This is a genomic window from Ancylobacter vacuolatus, assembly GCF_030813595.1.
GTDB classification, from domain to species: domain Bacteria; phylum Pseudomonadota; class Alphaproteobacteria; order Rhizobiales; family Xanthobacteraceae; genus Ancylobacter; species Ancylobacter vacuolatus.
On record NZ_JAUSUH010000005.1, the window covers coordinates 86,335 to 107,247 of the forward strand.

General features: G+C 70.0%; 12 protein-coding genes. 11 read left to right on the forward strand and 1 reads right to left on the reverse strand.

Features of this window, described 5'->3' with window-relative positions:
• Position 1 precedes the first annotated feature (1 nt).
• The 9 genes from J2S76_RS12870 to gltS all read left to right on the forward strand — a co-directional run bounded on the left by J2S76_RS12870 (position 2) and on the right by gltS (position 15,310).
• Positions 2-2,008, forward strand: a complete 2,007-nt coding sequence (locus J2S76_RS12870) for a hypothetical protein (RefSeq protein WP_307060849.1) — start codon at positions 2-4, stop codon at positions 2,006-2,008.
• The gene (locus J2S76_RS12875; RefSeq protein WP_307060850.1) at positions 2,005-5,631 is read left to right on the forward strand and encodes a hypothetical protein; all 3,627 of its coding nucleotides are present in this window, start codon (positions 2,005-2,007) and stop codon (positions 5,629-5,631) included. The genes J2S76_RS12870 and J2S76_RS12875 overlap by 4 nt, the downstream gene beginning before the upstream one ends.
• Before the next feature lie 13 nt (positions 5,632-5,644).
• Entirely contained in the window at positions 5,645-8,263 is a 2,619-nt protein-coding gene (locus tag J2S76_RS12880) for a hypothetical protein (RefSeq protein ID WP_307060851.1), read from the forward strand.
• Positions 8,264-8,318: 55 nt separating this feature from the next.
• Positions 8,319-9,383 (forward strand): hypothetical protein, encoded by a 1,065-nt coding sequence (locus tag J2S76_RS12885; protein WP_307060852.1) that lies wholly within the window; start codon positions 8,319-8,321, stop codon positions 9,381-9,383.
• 40 nt (positions 9,384-9,423) lie between these two features.
• Positions 9,424-10,026 carry a hypothetical protein gene (locus J2S76_RS12890; protein WP_307060853.1) on the forward strand — a complete coding sequence of 201 codons (603 nt, stop codon included), beginning with the start codon at positions 9,424-9,426 and terminating at the stop codon, positions 10,024-10,026.
• Between the two features lie 133 nt (positions 10,027-10,159).
• Positions 10,160-11,368 carry a nucleotidyltransferase domain-containing protein gene (locus tag J2S76_RS12895; protein ID WP_307060854.1) on the forward strand — a complete coding sequence of 403 codons (1,209 nt, stop codon included), beginning with the start codon at positions 10,160-10,162 and terminating at the stop codon, positions 11,366-11,368.
• An 80-nt stretch (positions 11,369-11,448) separates the two neighbouring features.
• On the forward strand, positions 11,449-12,597 hold the full coding sequence (locus tag J2S76_RS12900; protein ID WP_307060855.1) for a patatin-like phospholipase family protein: 1,149 nt from the start codon (positions 11,449-11,451) through the stop codon (positions 12,595-12,597).
• A gap of 3 nt (positions 12,598-12,600) precedes the next feature.
• Positions 12,601-14,052, forward strand: coding sequence for a GntP family permease (locus tag J2S76_RS12905; protein WP_307060856.1), 1,452 nt, complete (start codon positions 12,601-12,603; stop codon positions 14,050-14,052).
• A 52-nt stretch (positions 14,053-14,104) separates the two neighbouring features.
• Entirely contained in the window at positions 14,105-15,310 is a 1,206-nt protein-coding gene (gene gltS / locus J2S76_RS12910; RefSeq protein WP_307060857.1) for a sodium/glutamate symporter, read from the forward strand.
• Positions 15,311-15,316: 6 nt separating this feature from the next.
• On the opposite strand, the gene J2S76_RS12915 is transcribed toward gltS, so the two are convergent.
• On the reverse strand, positions 15,317-16,534 hold the full coding sequence (locus J2S76_RS12915) for an alpha/beta hydrolase (protein ID WP_307060858.1): 1,218 nt from the start codon (positions 16,532-16,534) through the stop codon (positions 15,317-15,319).
• A 243-nt stretch (positions 16,535-16,777) separates the two neighbouring features.
• Here J2S76_RS12915 and J2S76_RS12920 point away from each other — a divergent pair, with 243 nt between their 5' ends.
• Both J2S76_RS12920 and J2S76_RS12925 read left to right on the forward strand, forming a co-directional pair.
• Positions 16,778-17,863, forward strand: coding sequence for an efflux RND transporter periplasmic adaptor subunit (locus J2S76_RS12920; protein ID WP_307060859.1), 1,086 nt, complete (start codon positions 16,778-16,780; stop codon positions 17,861-17,863).
• Complete coding sequence (locus tag J2S76_RS12925) at positions 17,863-20,913, forward strand: efflux RND transporter permease subunit (RefSeq protein WP_307061153.1); 3,051 nt, start codon at positions 17,863-17,865, stop codon at positions 20,911-20,913. The genes J2S76_RS12920 and J2S76_RS12925 overlap by 1 nt, the downstream gene beginning before the upstream one ends.

Genomic DNA, 20,913 nt, shown 5'->3' on the forward strand with positions numbered 1-20,913 from the left:
CATGCCCAATGCCGGCTCCCCGCCTGACGCCCTCAAGGTCGAGCTCTACGACGCCTACCACCCGGCGCTCACCTCCGGCAGCCACCGCGTGCTGGTGCAGCAGTCGCTGACCTATCCCGACCCGGACGGGTCGGCGAAGGCGCATCATTATTACCGCGACGAAGCCTTCCTCGTGCGAGGCCCGCGCTTCTTCCTCGACGAGAACGACATCCACGCCCGCTACCCCTCCCTGGGGGCGATCGGCGATTTCGGCCGGCACGTTCCCAATATCGTGCTGCGCAAGCGGGCGCTGCCCTGGGAGCGCCAGCTGGCGCTGGGCGGAGCGGCGCGAGCGCCGTGGATGGCGCTTTTCCTGCTCACCGAGGCCGAATTCCAGGCGCAGGGCGGCGAGGCGGCGGTGCAGCTCGTCGCGCCCGAGGCGCTGATCGCCGCCGGCCGCCGCAGCGCCGACGGCAAGGTGCTGCTGCCGAAGCTCGACGCCGAGCCCGACAATGACGCGGGCAATCTGCGCGCGAGCGTGATCGACCTGGAGCGCGATCTCGCCCGTGCCCTGTGCCCGTCGGCGGCGGATCTGCCGCTGCTGGCGCATGTGCGCCAGGTCGGCATGGGCGACAAGCCGCGCGAGGCGATGCATGGGGCGGGCGAATTTCCCGTCGTGTGCGCCCGCCGGATTCCCGCGCCCGGCGCCAATCTCGCCTTCCTGGTGTCGCTGGAAGGCTGGGAGGAACTGGTGGAGGGAACGCTGCCGGAAGGGCCGGCCCGCCTGCGGCTGGTGGTTCTGGCGCGCTGGCGCTTCACCCATGATCCCGGCTTTTCCCACAGCTTTGCCGGCCTCGCCCGGCGCCTCGGCACCGACACGCTGCGCACCCAGAGCCCGCCCGGCACGCCGGAGGCGCTGGCCCGCCCGCTCGCCGCCGGCCACACCCCGATGCCCTGCCGGAGGGGCGAGGGCGACGCGCGGCTGGCCTGGTATCGCGGCCCCTTCGCGCCGGCGCCGGTGGCGCCGCTGCCGGTGGACGAGTTCGCCCATGCCGACGCCGCCCTGATCGTCTCGCCCGAGGATGGCGCGCTCACCCTGTCCTATGCCGCCGCCTGGCAGTTGGGGCGGCTGATGGCGCTGGCCTCCCCGGGCTTCCTGGCCGCCACAAGGGCCTTCATCACCGAGGATGCCGGCCCGCGCGAGGTGGCGTTCCGGCTCGACATCTTCATGCGCAACCACCTGCTGGCGATCCGGCGGGAATGGGGCGCGCCCGCTCCCTCTCCCGCCGCCGACACCGGGGCCGAGCCGCCCGACACCTTCCATGCCGCCCTGAAGATGATCGGCTGGCTCAAGGGCCTGCTGCTGCTGGAAGGCGTTCCCTTCCCCTATCTGGTCGCGGGCGAGGCGCTGCTTCCGGTCTCCAGCCTTCGCTATTTCCATGTCGATTCCAACTGGCTGCTGGCGCTGGCCAATGGCGCGCTCAGCCTCAGCGGCAGCGCGACCCGCGCCGCCACCCGCGCCGGGCCGTCCATGCGCCGCTTGCTGTCGCAGCTGATGGAGCGCTGCGCGGCGGGCGCGGCAGCCGAGCTTGATCCCAAGGGCGAGCTTCTCGACCGGCCGCGCACCGGCTTCCTGCTGCGCTCGACCCTGGTGTCGGACTGGCCGGGGCTGGAGACGGTCGTCACCTCGACGCCGGAGAGCGCCCGTCCGCTGCGGCTGGAGCGGCTGGCGCCGGATGTGCTGCTCGGCATCACCGAGGGACAGATCGCCCGGCTGACGCTCAAGGAGCCGCCCGAGGGGCTGGCCTTCCGCCTGCCGGAGCCGCGCGCCACCGTGCCGGAACCGGATGCGCGGGGCCTGTTCAGCCCGCTGGAGCGGCTGCGGGCGGAGAGCGCGCTGGGCCTTACCCGCCTCCAGCCCGCCACGGCGTCCGCGTCGCCGCCGGACCCGCTTTCCGCCGCCGCCTTCGCCGCGGGCGCGCTGAGCAGCGGCAGCATCCGGAACTTTGTTTGGGAGATCACGCGGTGAGCGCTGCCGAGACTGCCGCGAAGGCGGCCACCCCGCTGCTGGTGCCGATCCAGCTCGAAGCGCTGGTGATCGAGGGGGACGCCAGCCCGAGCGGCGAGCTGCTGCTGGCGCGCCACACCGCCGAACGCGGCGCCACACTGCGCTGGAAGGCGACGCGCGCCAATTATGTTCCCGGCCTGCGTACCCTCGTCGATCCCAAGCTCACGCCCTTTCTGGGCGCGGTGCCAGAGGCGGGCGGGCGGCTGGCGCTGCGCGAAAGCGAGCGCCCGCAAAAGGCCGATCGCGGCGTCTATCTGCGCTGGCTCGTTCCCGCCGGCCTGCGCAAATCGCTGGCCGAGAACAGCCTGAGCTTTCCCGCCTTGCCGGACCAGTGGCTGATTGTGCGCCTGTTGCGCCGCGCGGCCTCCCGCCGCGAGGTCGAGCTCAAGGCGTGGGTGATCGACGGGTCGGCCTATCCCGGCGATGCCACCTCGGCCAGCCTGCCGGTGGCGATGCCCGGCAAGACCGCTGCGGCGCCGCCGGAACTGACGGCGACGCCGGTCGGGATCGCCCGCCCGCTGGAGGCGTATGACGCCGCGCAACAGGCGCAGATGGCGCACACCACGCTGACCGCGCTCGGCACCCCATGGACCGGCTCGCCGACCTTCTCCACCTCGCTGGCGGAGAACCGCAACATCCTGTCCTGGCGCGACGGGCTCGCCGATCTGCGCGACGGGCAGGACAAGCTGCAGCTGGCCTGCGTCAGCTATGCGGTGGTCGGCTGGTATCGCACGCCCGGCGCCGATCCGCTGGTGGCCCTGCCGCAGACGCTGAAGGACGCGGCCGGCCGCCCGGCCGATCTCGCGGCCGTGCTGGCGCATCTGGGCTGGGCGATGCCGCCTGGCTTGCCTGAGACGCCGGGCCCCTGCCTGTTCCACGGTGAGACCGCCCATATCAATTTCTGGGACGCGGAGCGCTATCGCGGGCCGCTGCTCGGCTACCCCCAGTCGCCGCCCGCTCATGGCGGCCTGGCGCCGCCGGAGGCGCGGTTGGAGGTGGGGCTCGGCACCTCGGCGCCGGCGGCGCTGGCCGCGCTGGTGTCGGACCAGTGGTGGAAAGACGAATTCGCGCCGGACGACCGGCCGAAATGGGCGGTGCTGGAGGGGCATTTGCTGGGGGCGGCCGACCCCGCCGGGCTCGATACCGCCACACGCCGGCGGCTCGACCATCCGCTCGGTTTCACCTCGCTCGATGCCGGGGTGCTGCACCATCTCGTGCAGAGCGCCGACGCGGCGGACAAGGGCCCGGCGCCGACGGAGGCGCAGAGGCAGGAACTGGCCCGGCTCAATGGGCGGCAATCGGCGCTGAATGACGAGGTACGCGCGCTGGTCACGCGGGGGAATGCGCTGCGCATGGCCTGGCGCGAGCGCATCGTCGCGGTGCGGACCGGCACGCTGCGCCTCAACGCGCAGCCGGACCCGCTGGCCGGGCTGCAGGCCGATCTCGACGCCTTCGCCCAGGCGGTGGAGACGGCCTCGGCCGCCGCTGGCGCTCTTGCCGCCTCCGTTGCCGCTCTCAAGGCCGGCCTGCCCAAGGGGTGGGAGCTCAATGCCGCGCCCGAGCCGCCCTTTTGGGTGGCGGCGGACCCGGTGGTGATGCTGGCCGGAATGCCTGGCGCCAGCCGGAGCGCATTGCCGGAACAGCTGCCCTGCCGCACGCCGGCGGGCCTCGTCGCCACCGCGCCTGTTGCGGCCGAGCGCGCCGCCTTTCCCACGGAGGGCCTGACAGCGCTGGCGACTACCCTCGACGCCAGGGGAGTGCCGCAGGCCGCCATCCTTGCCGCCGTGATGCGCGAAGCGGCGCTGATGGAGCAGGCGGTCGCCTCACGCGCCTTTGCCGAGGCCGAGCCCTTTGCCGGGCAGATCGAATGGGAGCAGTGGAAGAACGCGCTGCAGGCGCGCTTCCGCTCGGGCACGGCGGGCGTGTCGCTCACCCTGGCCGGGGCGGATGGCCGCGCGGTTCTCCCCGAGGCGCTGGTCGCCGTCTGGGGCCAGCAGCCCTGGTCGCCGCTTTATCTCGACTGGAACGTGAACTGGCACGCCAGCCCCGCCGGGCTGAAGGACTGGACCTTCCCCCTTGGCCAGCAGGCGCTGCACTATGACTACCGGCAGCCGGACGGCGTGCCGGCGGCCGGACGCGAGGCTCCTTCGGGGGTCAAGGGCCGCAGCCTGATGGCGCCGATGGATGGCGGCTTCATCACCACCGCGCTCGAAGCCTCCATCGCCGAGGCAAAGCTGAACAATGGCGATTTCGCCGCCCTGACCCGCACGCCGCTGGTCGGGCAGGAACTGGCCGGGCTGGGGGCGAGCGTGCGCCGGCTCAACGCCCAGGCGCTGACGCCCCGGCCCGACGCCGCGCTGCCCTGGCTCACCCCGGCGACCGACCGGCAGCTGCAGGCCGGTATGAGCGCGTTGGCCCGGCTGGCGTCCGGCCTGCGCATTGCCCTGCCCGCGCCGCTGCCGCCACTGCCCGGCGCGCCGGGCGAGGCCCCTCCGCTTGAGGCCGGCTGGTTTCGCCTTGAGCATCTATGGGTGGTGGACGATTTCGGCCAATGGGCCGAGCCGATCGCCCGGCCCGGGACAAGGGTGCAGCCGCATCCGCGCTCGCGCCTGCGCCTCGGCGCCAGCGTGGACGACACCCAGTGCGGGCCCTTCGCCCGACCGCCCCGACTGACCGACGGCGCGCGGCTCGACATCTCCTTCGTCGGGCCGCAGACGGCGATCCGCGGCTGGGTCTATCTCAACCGGCAGGACCATGCGCTTGTTGTCTGCGCCGGCGATGGGCGGCTGCTGGGCGAACTGGCGCTGCTGCCCGGCGGGGCCGGGCGCGTCGTCTGGCGCAGCCTTGCCGAGGCCGCGCCCGTCGCCCTTGCCGGGATCGATGATCCGGTGCTCGCCCATCTGGCGGCGTGGCTGGCGGACCCGGCCGAGGGGGCCGACCGGCTGGCCCGGATGCTGGCGATGGTGGAGGAGGCGCTCCCCACCATAAGGGCGCGCGAGGCCGCTCCGGAGCAGATGCTGATCGGCCGGCCGCTGGCGGTGGTGGTGGCGCAGGTCCGGCTGCAGTCCTTTCGCGGCACGCCCGGGGCGGCTGCCGGCGCGCTCGCCCTGCCGCTGCGCCTCGGCAACCGGCGGGACCCGCAGGACGGGCTCGTCGGCCATGCGCAGGGGCTGGCCTTTGCCGCCTTCGCCGGGCTCGACGGGGCGCAGACGCCGCAGGCGGGGTTCGCCACTGCCAGCGACCTCGTGCTGCTCATGGACCCGTCGGCCTCGGTGGAAGTCGCCTGCGGCGTGCTGCCGGCGCGGGCAATGAGCCTGCCCGTCGACGAGGTGCGGGCCGGGCTGGCGCGGCTGGAGATCGGCTTCAGCGTCGGCCCCGTGCTGTTTCACGGCGCGCTGCCGGTCCTGCCGCCGCCGGCCAGCACGGGCGGCACGTGGGAATTGCGCGAGGCCGGCGGCGCTCTCTCGCCGGTGGCGGCGCTCGGCATCGCGCCGCGCTTCGACGGGGCGGCGCCCTCGGCGGGCGAGGGCTGGCTGATCCTGCGCCGCACGCAAACGCCGGAAAAAACAGCGCCAGAGGCCTGAAACGGGGATCGGGATGACATATCGTACAAGGTTCTCCACCCTGCTGACCGCCGCCCTTCTGGCGGTCCTCCCCAGCCTTGGCGGTGCGCCCGCCACCGCCCAGAGCCCGGCATCGCTCCCGCCGCCGCTGACGGAGGCGCGCGTGGTGCCCGGCACGCCGCCCACGCTGCAATTGGTCGTTCGGCCAAAGCTCGGGGGCGATGAGGCGACCCTTCCGCGCGTGGTGCAGATCCTGATCAGTCGCGACAGCCTCGCCGATGACCTCATCCGCGACCAGTCCGATGACCTCTGGCAGGATATCGGCTCGGTCAAAGGGGTGCTGCGCGACCCCGTGGGCGACCCGCCCTGGTTCCTGATGCGCAGCGCCGCCGCCGATCCGGACAAGGTCCGCATCGGCATCGCCAACTACAATCTCAACCGGAGCGACGCCTCGGACGTGAGCCCGGTCAACACGGCGCTGCGCATCCTCCTGCCGTTGCGCAAGGGCAACCAGGCCCTGACGCTGGAGGTCAGCGCCGGCGCCAGTATCGACACTCTGTCGGCGCCCATCCCGGTGACGGTGCCGCTGCAGCAGCCGGCCGTGCTCAATCCCGACGCCAAGGTCGACTTCGGCGTCGATGTCGCCGCGCCGAACGCGCTGGCGATGGGCGCCACCGTCACCCTGACCTGGAACGTCACGGACTGCGTCCAGGCGACGTTGAGCGGCCCGATCGATTTTCGCCAGCCGGTCCTCGCCATCAAGCCCATTGGCGGCGTGTGCGCGGGCTCGAAGAAGGTGCTGGCGCTGGGCAAAGCCACCTATCAGCTCACGGCCGAGCTTGCCGGCAAGGCGGACAACCCCGTCAGCGCCGTCGTTACCAAGACCATCAGCCTCGAGGTCCTGCGTTTCGATCAGTTCGCCAATCTGACGCTGACGCCGCCCTCGGTGCTGCCCGGCGGCAAGGTGCGGGCGCGCTGGTACATCCGCGAACTGCCGGCCGACGACCGGCGCGAGGCGGTGCTGTCCTGGACCGATGCCAATGGCAACCGACGCCTGCAGCGGCTGCGTGACTCGTCGAGCCAGACCACCTCGGGCGAGATGAGCTTCGTCGTGGCGCAGCAGCCGGAAGGCGTCGATACGGCCGTCCGGCTGCACTATGGCGAGGAAACCATCGAGCGCTCCTTCGATATTGAGCGCTGGCAGGTGGCGGGACGTTCCGCGATCGATGCCGGGTCGTTGCGCGGCATGGCCCTCGCCGGCGGCCGGCTGGTGCTGTGCAGCGAGAAGGGCATCTTCCTCTCCGAGGTCGGCGCGGGCGGCGGCATCGGCGCGGGCAGTGTCGGCAAGGTCAACGACCCGTTCCCGGATTTTTCGCGCATGCCCATCACCGTTGGCGTTCGCCCGGCGGCGGGCAGTCCCGAAGCTGTCGCCGGCGGGCGGGCGTCGATCGAGCAGGCCCCGTGCCTGGCGGTGCGCGCCATTGATGGCGAGCGGGTGGCGGCGCTGGTCCAAATTGAGAAGCCGGCGGCCGGCAGCCCCGGCTATGCCGAGCTGACGCTGCTGTCGCCGGCGGCCCAGCTGGCGAGCTATCCGGTGACCCTGACGGATGGCCCGGTCGATACCGGCGCCGCGCAGCTGCGGGACTATCAGCTCGGCATGCTGTATGGGCGGATCATCGTGCAGGTGCAGATCGGCCCGCGCGACCGCAGCACCGATCTCAATCCCCGCTCCTCCGTCAAGGCGTACTCGATCGCCGAGGGCGACATACGCGCCAGCACCGCCAGCTGGCGGCCCGAGCCGGCGCTCGCCACCGACGAACTGCGACCCCGCTATGGCTGGGAGCTGGTGGACGGCTTCGGTGTCGACAATGCGGCGCTGTTCCTAGTGAACGCGATCAGCGGCGAGACCGCACGCTACGAGCCGAGCGCCGCCAGCCGCGACCGGCTGGCCGCCGCCAGGGCCAGCGGCTCGCCGGCCAAACTGGCCGCGGCGCGCGAGGCGGTGGAGATCGAGTTTCCCACATCGGCCAGCAGCCTGGGCAAGGAGCAGGCCGCCGCGCTGGGCAACGGGCCGATGACCAATGTCGGCGGGGTGCTGGTCGCGTTCGGGGCTGGCGTGGCCTACAACCCGCAGACCAATCAGTGGCAGCCCGGCTCCTTCGGCGAGGCCGGCGGCAAGGGCAGCGTCGCCGCCTATCGCGGCGACGGCGAGCCGCGCCTGTGGCTGGTGAAGGCCAATGGCGAAAGGCTCAGCCTGCCGGTGGAAAGCCCGCGCCTGTTCGTCGCCGACTATTTCGATAACGGGCGCGCCGCCAGCCTGCCTTATCTCGTCCTGGCCGCCCGGGTGACGATCCGCAGCCGCGAGGCGCTGCAATGGCGGACCGACCGGCGCACCCAGTTCAATCAGGTCGGCAGCACTGTCACAGAGACGGTGAACTGCACGGTGAAGGGGGTCACCACCCCGGTGCCGATGGTGGTGAGCACCTACACGCTGCGCTACCCCGATCGCGGCTTCGCGCTCATCGGCGGGTCCGCCGACGGCAAGACCAGCGTCTCCAAGGCGCACAAGGGCAATGGCAGCTGGGACGTCACCGCCAGTTCCGACCCCTGCGTGAGCGTTCGCATCGAGCCGATCGCGGTGTCGAGCCAGTGAGGCGTTCGCCCGACCATCGCCGCCCACCGGCATTCCCAAGGCAAGGAACAGGAAGATGAGCGAAGACACCGTGACCCCGCTATGGACCCTGACCCGGGTCAGCCAGATCGACGGCAAGAATCTGAGCCTGACCCTTGACGGGGAAAGCACGCCGAAGGTGGAGATAACCCCCGAAGGCAAGGCTACCTTCAACACCTCGATGACGGTCGTCGGGGCCGTGGTCATGGAGGCGGCGGTGACGGCCGGGGCCGGCCTCACCGTGAATGGCGAACTGAAGGTGAACGGCCCGGTTTTGGCGACCGGCACGATCGCGGCGGCGCAGGGGCTCACGGGCCTGGGGGCGGTGCCGATCGGCGCCATCCTCATGTGGTCGGGTGATCCGGCCAAGCTGCCCGCCGGCTGGTTCCTGTGCAATGGCGGCGGCTGGCTGGCCAATGGCGACCCCATTCCGGACCTGCGGAGCCAATTCATCGTCGGCCACGATCCGGCCAGCACCGACTACAAGCAGGTGCACAACCGCGGCGGCACCAGCGAGAGCACGCTGAAGGTCGAAAACCTGCCCAAGGACGATGCCCTGACGCTGAAAGAGCTGGTGGTCTCCGTCCCCTATATAGACGGCGACAACAATGCCCTCTCGCGAAACGTTGGCCGGGATGTGAAGGTCGGCACGAACGGATCGTCCAAGCCGTTCGACAATCGCCCACCCTGGTATGCGCTGGCCTATATCATCTATAGCGGGGCTGGTGCCGTGGCGTGCGCCGATCCCAACATGCGGGCGGTCCTGCGCAATGACCAGTTCCTGAGCGCGGGGCAGGGCATCGCCTCGCCCTCCGGGCGCTACGCCCTGACGATGGCGGCGGGTGGCACGCTCAGGCTGCTGGACATGCAGGACAAGGCGCTCCCCAAACAGCTCTGGGTGGCCAAGCAGGGCGAATCCGAGGCTTTCGGGGTTGAGGCACGCATGCAGCCCGACAGCAATTTCGTCATGTATGACGGGAACCGGAGCGCGACCTTTGCCTCGGATACCTTCAAAAAGGGCGGTGTGCTGCTGCGTGTAACGGACGACGGCAAGGTCACCATCGACGGCGCCGACGGCAAATCTGTCTGGTCGAAGCCGTGAAGCGATCAGGTCACGCCAGTCTCGCAACAGGAGCCGCAGCATGAACGACCAGACCGTGACGCCGAACTGGACCCTGACCCGGGTCAGCCAGGTCGATGGACGCAATTTCAGCCTCACCTGCGAGGGCAAGAGCGAGCCGGCGCTGGAGATCACCACCGAGGGCAAGACCACGCTCAACACCCCGCTCACCGTCACCCAGGCGGTAACGGCGAGCGGCGGCATGCAGGTCAGCGGCGGCAAGCTGGCGGTCACGGGCGGCCTTGCCGTCACCGGGGCGATCGAGGTGACGGGCGGGATCACCGGCCCGGGGATGACGCCGAAAGGGGCGATCATCATGTGGGCGGGCGATCCCAAGGATGTCCCCGCCGGCTGGGCGCTGTGCGACGGCAGCCACGGCACGCCCGACATGCGGGCGAGGTTCCCTGTGGGCGCGGATGGCGGCTCCTTCGCCGTTGGCAGGCCGGGCGGCGCAACCAGTCACCAGCATGATATTCATGCATCGGTCGAGCTGAAGGCGATCCGGTCGGCGGGTAACAATTACTTCGAGGTCATTACCCCGGGCACATATCCGATCAAGGGCACTACCACGCTGTCCGACCACCTGCCGCCCTATCTGCCGCTGCATTTCCTCATGAAGCTGTAGGCGAGCCGCGCGGGGCGCAGGACCCGCCGAAGGCGAGCCACCGCGGCTTTACAGCCACCGGAGCGCGACGGTAGAAAACAATCGCATGCGGCGCGGGGGCGGATGACTCGCATCCCGCAGCGATTGGGCGGGAATGACCGGAACGTCAAGGCATGCCGCGCGCGAGGCTGATCCAGCCTTTGCGCTGCTGCTGCAGCTGTGCGCGCGGGCCGCGCGGCACGCGGCAGCGGAGTCCGCCGCTCCGGCCGGCCGGGTCGAGGATTGGCAGGCGTTCCTGCGCCTCGTCGACCGGCACCGCGTGGCCGGCCTCGTTCATCTGGGGCTGGGGCGCGTCGCCGCTGCTGTTCCGGACGATGTGCGCCGTGCCATCGCCGAGAGGGCAGGGGTGCTGGCGCGCAACAACCTTGCCATGGTTGCCGCCACCATCCGCCTGCAGAAGGCGTTCGACGCCGCCGGCATCGAGGTGGTCTTCTTCAAGGGCGCGCTGGTCGGCCAGCGGGCCTATGGATCGATTGCCATCAAGCAAGGCAAGGACGTCGACTTTCTGGTGCGGCCGGACGATCTGGCGGCGACCGTCATGCTTCTCGCGGGCGAGGGCTACCGGCCGTCCATTCCCGAGGCGCCGCTAACCCCGGCCAAGATCGACGCGCTGCGCGCCTTCCAGATCGAGGCGGTCATGGTCGATCCGGCGCGCGGCGTGCAGTTGGAGCCGCATTGGCGCCTCACCGAGAACCGCCGGTTGCTGCCGCTCGGGCCGCTTCTGGCGGGCGCGGACAAGCGCGAGAGCCTGGGCGGCGTCGCCATCCGGGGCTTCCATCCCGACGACGAGTTCGCCTATCTCTGCGTCCACGGCGCCCGCAGCGGCTGGTTCCGCCTCAAATGGCTGGCCGATCTGCACGCCCTGCTGGTCGGGCTGCCGGAAGAAGAGCGGGCGCGCCTCTATCGCCATGCCGAGACCTTGGGCGCCGGGCCCGCCGCCCTGCTCGCCTTCGGCCTGTGCCGCGAGCTGTTCGCGCTGCCGGTGCCGGCGGCGCTGGCGCGTCCCGTCGCGGCGCCGTTGCAGAGGGCGATGCACCGCATGAGCATCTCCTGCCTCCGGGATGAGGATCCGCAATTCTCCATCCGCCGTGTGGTGGTGCTGCCGATGCTGCACGCTTTGGCCTGCGGTCCCCTGCATGTGATGGCCGAGTTCGGGCGCTGGACGGTCAACTGCCAGGACGCGCTCGACGTGCCGCTGCCGCGCCGGCTGTATTTCCTCTACCCGCTGCTGCGGGTCCCGCTCTGGTTCGGGCGGCTGCTGCGCGGCAAGAACCGGCTGGGCCGCAAGACGGCCGGTGTTTGATCCCGCCCTCCCGGCTTCGATGTTGCGATGCAGCATCAGCCCCGCTACGGTAAGGCCGTCCGGTTCCGAAAGGCGCGCCAATGCCCTCCAAGGTCCTGCCTCCCGCCCAACCTCGCGCCGCCACCGCCGCAAAGACGGCGCGGCGCGGCCCCCGCAAAGGCGCCGGGGGCGCGCCGCCGGCCCTGGCACCCGACGAGACGGCAGCGCCGCAGCGTTCCGGCCCGATCCGGGTTGATCTCGCTTTGCAGGGCGGCGGCTCGCATGGCGCCTTCACCTGGGGTGTGCTCGACCGGTTGCTGGAAGAGGATTGGCTCAGCATCGAGGGCATTTCCGGCACCTCCGCCGGGGCGATGAACGCCGCCGTGCTGGCCGATGGTTTTGCCGCCGGCGGGCGTGAGGGTGCGCGCGCGGCGCTCGATGCCTATTGGCGCCAGGTCGCCGAGGCGGCGCGCTTCAGCCCGTTCCAGCGCGGCCCGCTCGATGTGCTGCTCGGGCGCTGGACGCTCGACCATTCGCCGCTCTTCGTCACCATGGACCTGATGTCGCGGCTCTATTCGCCCTATGATCTCAATCCGGGCGGCGCCAACCCGCTGCGCGCCATTCTGGAGAAGGCGATCGACTTCGAGCGGCTGCGCGCCTCGCCGGTCAAGCTGTTCATCACCGCCACCAATGTGCGTACCGGGCGCGGCCGGGTTTTCCGCAATGCCGAGATCACGCCCGAAGTGCTGATGGCCTCGGCCTGCCTGCCCACGCTGTTCCAGGCGGTGGAGGTCGACGGCGAGAGCTATTGGGATGGCGGCTATTCCGGCAACCCGACGATGACGCCGCTGGTGCGCGAACTTGAATCCGACGACACCATCCTGATCCCGATCAACCCGGTGGAGCGCCCCGGCACGCCACGCACCGCGTCGGAAATCCTCAACCGGCTTAACGAAGTCTCGTTCAATGCGGTGCTGCTGAAGGAATTGCGGATGATCGCCCTGCTGCGGCAGGTGGCCAATCCCGGCAATTGCGAGGGCGCGCAATGGGCGCGGATGCGGATCCATCTGGTGCGCAACTCGATCATGGACACGCTCGGCTATTCCTCGAAGCTCAACGCCGAGTGGGAGTTCCTCAGCATGCTCCGGGACGAAGGCCGCAAGGCCGCCGACGCCTTCCTCGAAGCCGATGGCGGCAATATCGGCAAGCGTTCCTCGGTCGATCTCGACGTGCTGCTCGAAGGGGTGTGAGCCATGGGCCTCATCGGCATATTGCTCGGTCTCGGCCTTCTCGTCTGGTTCGCCTATCGTGGCTGGAGCGTGCTGCTGCTGGCGCCGCTCGCGGCGCTGCTCGCCGCCCTGATGTCCGGCGTGCCGCTGCTCGCCAGCTGGACCCAGACCTTCATGGGCAGCGCCGCCAGCTTTGTCGGGCAGTTCTTTCCGCTGTTCCTGCTCGGCGCGCTGTTCGGCAAGCTGATGGAGGACAGCGGCTCGGTCGCCGCCATCGCCGATTTCATGACCGAGAAGCTTGGCGCGCAGCGCGCCATCCTCGCCGTGGTGCTGGCGGGTGCCATCGTCACCTATGGCGGGGTGAGCCTGTTCGTCGCCCTGTTCGTGCTGGCGCCGATGGCGCAGGCGCTGTTCCGCGCGGCCGACATTCCGCGCCGGCTGATGGCGCCGGCCATCGCGCTCGGCACCTTCACCTTCACCATGATGGCGCTGCCCGGCACGCCGGCGATCCAGAACGCCATTCCCATGCCGTTCTTCGGCACCACGCCCTTCGCCGCGCCGGGGCTTGGAATCATCGCCTCCGTCCTCATGCTTGGCTTCGGCCTGTGGTGGCTCGGCCGGGCTGAGGCAGCGGCGCGCCGGGCGGGGGAGGGGTTCGGCGATGGCGCCGCTTCGGTGAATGCCGCTCTCGACGACCCGGTCCTGCGCGAGCGGGCGACCACGGCGCGCGAATTCGACCCGGCCGAGATCGCCCATGGCCATCAGAGCGTGGCGCGCCCCTCCATTGCGCTGGCAGCGCTGCCGCTGGGGCTGGTGATCTCCGTCAATCTGCTGATGTCCTTCCTTGTCCTGCCGCGCCTCGATTTCGGCTTTCTGGCCGAGGAGCGCTGGGGCGGCATTCCCCTGTCGGCGGTCTCCGGCGTGTGGTCGGTGGCGGTGGCCCTGCTCGTGGCGATACTGGCGACGCTGGTCATTAATTGGCGCCGCCTGCCAAAGCTACGCGAGACCATGGATGCTGGCGCCAACGCCTCGGTGCTGCCGATTTTCTCGGTGGCGAGCCTTGTCGGCTTCGGTGCGGTGGTGGCGGCGCTGCCCGCCTTCGCGCTGGTGCGCGACTGGGTGCTCGCCATCGAGGGCGGGCCGCTGGTGTCGCTGGCGGTGGCGGTCAACATCCTCGCCGCGCTCACCGGCTCGGCCTCGGGCGGGCTCACCATCGCGCTCGACGCGCTGGGGCCGGTGTTTCTGGAGCGTGCCGGGGCGCTCGGCATCGAGCCAGCGCTGCTGCATCGCGTGGCGGTCATGAGCGCGGGCACGCTGGACAGCCTGCCGCACAGTGGCGCGGTGGTGACGCTGCTTGCCGTCTGCGGAGTGACCCCAAGGGAAAGCTATCTCGATATCGTCATGGTTGCTATCGTCGGTGCCCTGGTGGCGCTGGTGGTCGTCATCGGGCTCGGCTCGGTTGCGGGCAATTTCTGAAGGCGGCGGGTCCCGGGAAGGGGTTGCCAGCCGCAGCGATGACGGAGTGACGATGTCGGCGATTGAAATTTCGGGCCTTCTCACCTTCACCATCGCCATTGTCGTCTTCTTCGTTGGCTCGGGCATCAACCGGGCGATCCCCCCGTTGGGACAGTTCAACATTCCGGAGGCGGTGACCGGCGGCCTGCTGGCGGCGCTGGCGACGCTGATCGCCTATCAGTTCCTTGATACCGCCATCGTGTTCGATCTCGGCGCGCGCGACCTGCTGCTGCTGTATTTCTTCACCGGCATCGGCCTCAACGCCCGGCTGGACGATCTTCTCGCCGGGGGGCGGCCGCTGGTGATCCTGCTCGGTCTCACCATCATCTATCTCGTCATCCAGAACGTGATCGCCCTCGGTGCCGTCAGCCTGCTCAACCTGCCGGAAGGGCTCGCCGTCTTCCTCGGCTCGGCCTCGCTGATCGGCGGGCACGGCACCACCATCGCCTGGGCGCCGCTGATCGCGGAGCGCTTCGGCGTCGCCAATGCGCTGGAGGTCGGCATCGCCGTGGCGACGCTCGGCCTCGTGCTGGCCAGTCTCGCCGGCGGGCCGATCGCCCGCTACCTCATCACCCGCCACCAGTTGACGAGCGAACCGGGGCAGGAGGCCGTCGTCGGCCTGCCCAAGGCGGTGAATGAGCGCATGGATGACGACATCAGCCATGTCAGCCTGCTGCGCACGGTACTGGTGCTCAATGTCGCCATCCTGATCGCCTTCGGCCTGGAGGAAGCGGTGGAGTGGACCGGCCTCAAGCTGCCGATGTTCGTGGTCTGCCTGCTGGTCGGCATCGTGCTCACCAACACCGTGCCGCGCCTGCTGCCACGCGTGCGCTGGCCGACGCGCACACGGGCGCTGGCGCTGGTGTCCGATCTCGCGCTGAACGTTTTCCTCGCCATGTCGCTGATGAGCATGCAGCTGTGGAGCATTGGCGGGCTGGGGCTGGCGCTGGTTGTGGTGCTCGCGGTGCAGACGGTGGCGGCGGTGGCCTATATCGTCTTCGTCGTGTTCCCGGCGATGGGGCGCGACTATCAGGCGGCGGTGATCTCCGCCGGCTTCACCGGCATCAGCCTGGGGGCCACGCCGACCGCCATCGCCAACATGACCGCCGTGACCAAGACGCACGGGCCCTCGCCGCGCGCCTTCATCATACTGCCGCTGGTGTCGGCCTTCTTCATCGACATCATCAACGCCGCCGCCATCGGATTTCTGGCGCGCTGAGGACCGTCAATCGGCACCGGGGTCCTCGACCGTCTCGGTCACGGTCTGGCCGAAGCGCTCGACCTGGCCCTGATAGGTGCGCCGGGTCGCCGGGTCGACCACGGCCAGCGGCGCGCTCAGCGCGAGGCCGGCGGCGCTGCCGACCGTCTGGCCGACGCCCATCGCCCCCGCCGCGATGCGGTCGCCGAGGCTGACTTCGGAATCGGTCACGGTCTGCCCGTTCACCAGCCGCTGGCCGATCAGCTGCACCACCTCGGGCGAGGAGGCGAAGCGGCCGTGATTGAGCGAATCGCCGCTGCGCATGGCGGTGAGGTCGATCACCACGATGCCGGACTTCTCCAGCTGCCCGTAGAATTGCTGGGCGTCGATCAACCCCAGCCGGTCCACCCCGCCGGCGATGCGGCGCGAGACCTGCAGCGCCCGGTCGTCCTGGGAGACGAACAGGGTGAAGCGCGCCTGCGTGCCCTGCAGCGCCCGCCATTGCGAGGCGAACACATCGACATCGACATCGGGCGAGGCGAGGATGACGTTGCGGATCTTCGCCGGCAGCTTGCCGTGGCGGATCGCCATCTGCCGCAAGCTCTCCATCGCCAGCCACGCCCCCATGGAGTGCGCCATGATGGTCACGTCCTCCACCCGCGGGTCGCTGGTGACCTGCCAGACCGTGTCCTCGAAGGCGTCGCGCGAGACGATGGTGCTCTCGCGGTCGAACAGATAGTCGAACACCCGGGCGCGTGAGGGCCAGGTGAACAGCACCGGCGCCACGTCCGACCCCGAATCATGCACGATCTGGGCGAAGCGGTAGACGGCGTCCTCGAAGCGGTTGTTGAAGCCGTGCACGAAGATCAGCACCCGCCGGCTCTTCGGCAGATGGCCGTTGAGCCAGCCCCTGGCGGCCTTCACATTCGGCAGCGGCTCGACGGCGAGGGTGGCGAAGTCGGTTTCCGGGTTGGGCGGCAGGCTGCGCGGCCATTGCACCTCGCCGATCTGCCGGCGGCTGTCCGGCGGGATCGAGACGGTGAAGGCGTCGAGCGAGACGCCGGCGCCGCGTTCGCCGCTATAGAGCGTGGCGACGTCGTTGGAGGCCTCGCGGGTGGTCGCGACCAGCAACTCCACCTTGGTGGTGCCCGGCACCGCCGCCTCGACCGGGGTGAGCACACCCACCGGCCGGTTCGAGCATCCCGCGCACAGGGCGAAGGCCAACGCAACAACGACCAGACGCATTCCGCCTCCGTAAGGCCCCCACCCCGACAAGACGGCCAGCATTAGCGCGCCACTGCGGCAAAGGCGAGTCGCACGCCCGCTTCCGCGCGGCGCGCACAGAAGGTTTGCGCCGGGGTGATTTACGGAGTGTCATCTGCCTCTGTAAGCTCGGCGGTAGGATCGGGCCGGCAGCTTATGCCTGGCGGCGGAAGGTCGCCGGCTGGGCACGGCGCGGCGCAGTGGCAGGCAGGGGAGCGACCGGCGATGAAAACCACCAAGCCATGGAGCGCGGCTCTCGCGCTTGGCGCCAGCCTGCTTCTTGCCGGTTGCGGCGAGGAGCCGGAGGCGCAGGCCCCGGCGCCCCGGCCGGTGCGCGTCGTCACGGTGGAAAAGGGCGTCGGCGGGCAGGTTGCCTCCTTCACCGGCGATGTGCAGGCGCAGGATGAGGCCGCGCTCGCCTTCCGCGTTTCCGGCCGGATGATCGAGCGCAGCGCCAATGTCGGTGATCAGGTCAAGGCCGGGCAGGTCGTGGCCCGGCTCGATCCGCAGAACGCGCTGAATGCCCTGCGTTCGGCCCAGGCGGCACTGGCGGCGGCGGAGAGCCAGCTCGTCACCGCCGCCAATACCTTCGAGCGGCAGGAGCGGCTGCTCGGCAACGGCTTCACTACTCAGGCCAATCACGACGCCGCCCGCACCGCGCTGCAGGCGGCGCAGTCGGGGGTGGACAATGCCGAGGCGCAGTTGAAGACCGCGCAGGACAATGTCAGCTATACCGACCTCGTCGCCGACGCCCCCGGCACGGTGACGGCGCGCGGCGCCGAGCCGGGCGAGGTGGTGCAGGCCGGGCAGATGATTCTTCAGCTCGCACGGCAGGGCGGGCGCGACGCGGTGTTCGACGTGCCGGCGAATGTCCTGCGCGCGGCCCCAGTCGATCCGGTCATCACCGTCACGCTGAGCGACGATCCCAGCGTGACCGCGCGCGGCCGGGTGCGCGAGGTGGCGCCGCAGGCGGACCCGGTGACGCGCACCTTCCGGGTGCGGGTCGGGCTCGACACGCCGCCGGCGGCGATGCGTCTCGGCTCGACGGTCATCGGCCGGGTGGAACTTGGCAGCGACGCGGCGATCGAGATCCCCGCCTCGGCGCTCACCGCGGTCAATGAACGTCCGGCGGTGTGGGTCTATGACCCCGCCAGCCAGACCGTGGCGCTGCGCAACATCGAGCTGCGTCGCTTCTCGCAGGCCTCCGTCGCGGTCGAGACCGGGCTCAGCCCGGGCGAGATCGTGGTGACGGCCGGCGTGCAGGCGCTGCACCCCGGCCAGAAGGTGCGTCTGCTCGGGGCGGGCTCGTGATGCGGTTCAACCTGTCGGAATGGGCGGTCCGCGAGCGCTCGCTGGTCCTGTTCTTCATGCTGGCCGTGGTGGTCGCTGGCCTGTTTGCCTATACGCGCCTCGGCCGCGCGGAAGACCCGTCCTTCATCATCAAGACCATGGTGGTGCAGGCGGCCTGGCCCGGCGCCAGCATCGAGGACACGCTGCAGCAGGTGACGGAACGGCTGGAGCGCACGCTGCAGGAAACGCCGCATCTCGACTTCATCCGCAGCTATACCCGCCCCGGCGTCACCACCATCTTCGTCGCCCTGAAGGGCAGCACCACCGCGCAGGAGGTGCCCGATGTCTGGTACCAGGTGCGCAAAAGCATTGGCGACATGGCCCACACCCTGCCGCGCGGGGTGGTGGGACCGGGCTTCAACGACGAGTTCGGCGACACGTTCGGCCTGATCTATGGCTTCACCGCCGACGGCTTCACCCATCGCGAGCTGCGCGATTATGTCGAGCAGGCCCGTTCGACGCTGCTGCGGGTTCCTGATGTCGCCAAGATCGAGCTGCTGGGCGAGCAGGACGAGCAGATCTTTGTCGAGTTCTCGGTGCGCGAACTCGCCACTCTCGGCATCAACCGCTCCGCCCTGGTGGCGGCGCTGCGGGCGCAGAACGTGGTGCAGCCCTCCGGCACCATCCAGACCGGCGACGAGGCGCTGGTGATCGACGTGTCCGGCGCCTTCGGCTCCGAGCAGGATGTGGCCAACATCAATTTCGCCGTGGACGGGCGCATGCTGCGCCTCGCCGACATCGCCACCGTGCGGCGCGGCTATGTCGATCCGCCGCGCCCGCTGTTCCGCACCGATGGCGAGCCCGCCATCGGCCTCGCTATTTCGATGCGCGAGGGCGGCGACATTCTCCAGCTCGGCCGCAACATCGACACGGCCATGGCGAAGATCTCGGCGGAACTGCCGATCGGCATCGAGCCGCATCTGGTGGCCGACCAGGCGGTGACGGTCGCAGGCGCGATTTCCGAATTCATGGAATCGCTCTGGCAGGCCATTCTCATCATCCTCGTGGTGAGCTTCATCGCGCTCGGCGTGCGCGCCGGCCTGATGGTGGCGCTGACCATTCCGCTCACCCTGGCCGGCGTGTTCGCGGTGATGTGGCTGCTGGGCATCGACATGCAGCGCATCTCGCTCGGCGCCCTCATCATCGCGCTGGCGCTGATGGTGGACGATGCGATGACCACCACCGACGCCACGCTGGGGCGCCTTGCCGCCGGCGAGACCAAGGAGGTGGCGGCGGTCTATGCCTTCAAGACCTACGCTTTCGCCATGCTGGCCGGCACGCTGGTGACGATCGCCGGCTTCGTGCCGGTGGGCTTTGCCGCCTCGTCGGCGGGCGAATACACCTTCTCGCTGTTCGCGGTGGTGACGGTGGCGCTGCTGGTGTCGTGGCTGGTGGCGGTGCTGTTCGCCCCGCTGATCGGCCTCGTGATCCTGAAAGCGCCGAAGAACGCCGGTGGCGAACCGGGCCGGGTGATGCGGCTCTATCGCGCGCTTCTCTCCGCCGCGCTGGGGGCGCCCTGGGTGACGGTCGCGGTCACGCTCGCCCTGTTCGTCGCCGCCGTGCTGGCGCTGCCGCTGATCCCGCGCCAGTTCTTCCCCTCGTCCGACCGGCCGGAACTGCTGGTGGACCTGCAATTGCCGCAGAACGCCTCGATCTTTGCCACCGAGCGGGCGATGGAACGGCTCGACGACGCGCTGAGGGGCGATCCCGATGTGGAGCGCTGGAGCGGCTATGTCGGGCGCGGGGCGATCCGCTTCTACCTGCCGCTCAATGCCCAGCTTCCCAATGCCTTTTTCGGCCAGGCCGTGGTGGTGGCCAAGGACGTGCCGGCGCGCGAACGACTGGAGGCCAAGCTCGACACGCTGCTCGCGAACGATTTTCCCAATGTCGTGAGCCGCGTCTCGCCGCTGGAACTGGGGCCACCGGTGGGCTGGCCGATCCAGTACCGCGTCGTCGGGCCGGAACTCGGCCCGGTGCGCGACATCGCCTTCAGGCTGGCCGAAGTGATCGCCGCCGACCCGCTGACGCGCACGGTGAACTATGACTGGATCGAGCCGGCGCGCGAGATCCGCATCCGCGTCGACCAGGACCAGGCGCGGCTGCTCGGCCTCTCCACCGAGGCGATCGGCTCGGTGCTGAACACGGTCGTGACGGGCGCGCCGGTGACGCAGCTGCGCGACGACATCTATCTGATCGACGTGGTGCTGCGCGCCACCGACGAGCAGCGCGTCTCGCTCGACACGCTGCGCACGCTGGAAGTGCCGCTGCCGGGCGGGCGCACCGTGCCGCTGAGCCAGTTCGCCACCTTCGACTATGAGCAGACCTATCCGCTGGTCTGGCGCCGCGACCGGCTGCCCGCGCTCACCGTGCAGTCCGACATCGCGCCGGGCGAGCTCCCCGAGACGGTGGTGGCTCAGCTGGCGCCGAAGATCGAAGAACTGGCACAGACGCTGCCGGCCGGCTACCGCATCGAGACCGGCGGCACGGTGGAGGAGAGCGCGAACTCGCTCGCCTCGGTCATGGCGGTGGTGCCTGTCATGATCCTCATCATGCTCACCGTCCTCATGTTCCAGCTGAGGCGCTTCTCACTGGCCGCACTGGTCATAAGTGTTGCACCGCTTGGACTCATTGGCGTTGTCATTGCACTGCTGGTTTCCGGCCGCCCGCTGGGTTTCGTCGCCATTCTCGGCGTGCTGGCGCTGATCGGGATGATCATAAAAAACGCTGTGATTCTAATAGGTCAGATCGAATCCGAGCGCGCCGGCGGCAAGGATGCGCGGCAGGCGGTGACCGACGCCGCCTGCGCCCGCTTCACCCCGATCGTGCTCACCGCTTTGTCCACAGTACTCGGAATGATCCCCATAGCCCCCACCGTCTTCTGGGGCCCCATGGCCTTCGCCATCATGGGAGGGCTGCTGATCGCCACCCTGCTCACGCTGGTCTTCCTGCCGGCGCTCTATCTGGCGACGGCAGGACGGCAGCGGGGGCTCTTTCGTGAAGCAAATCAATAG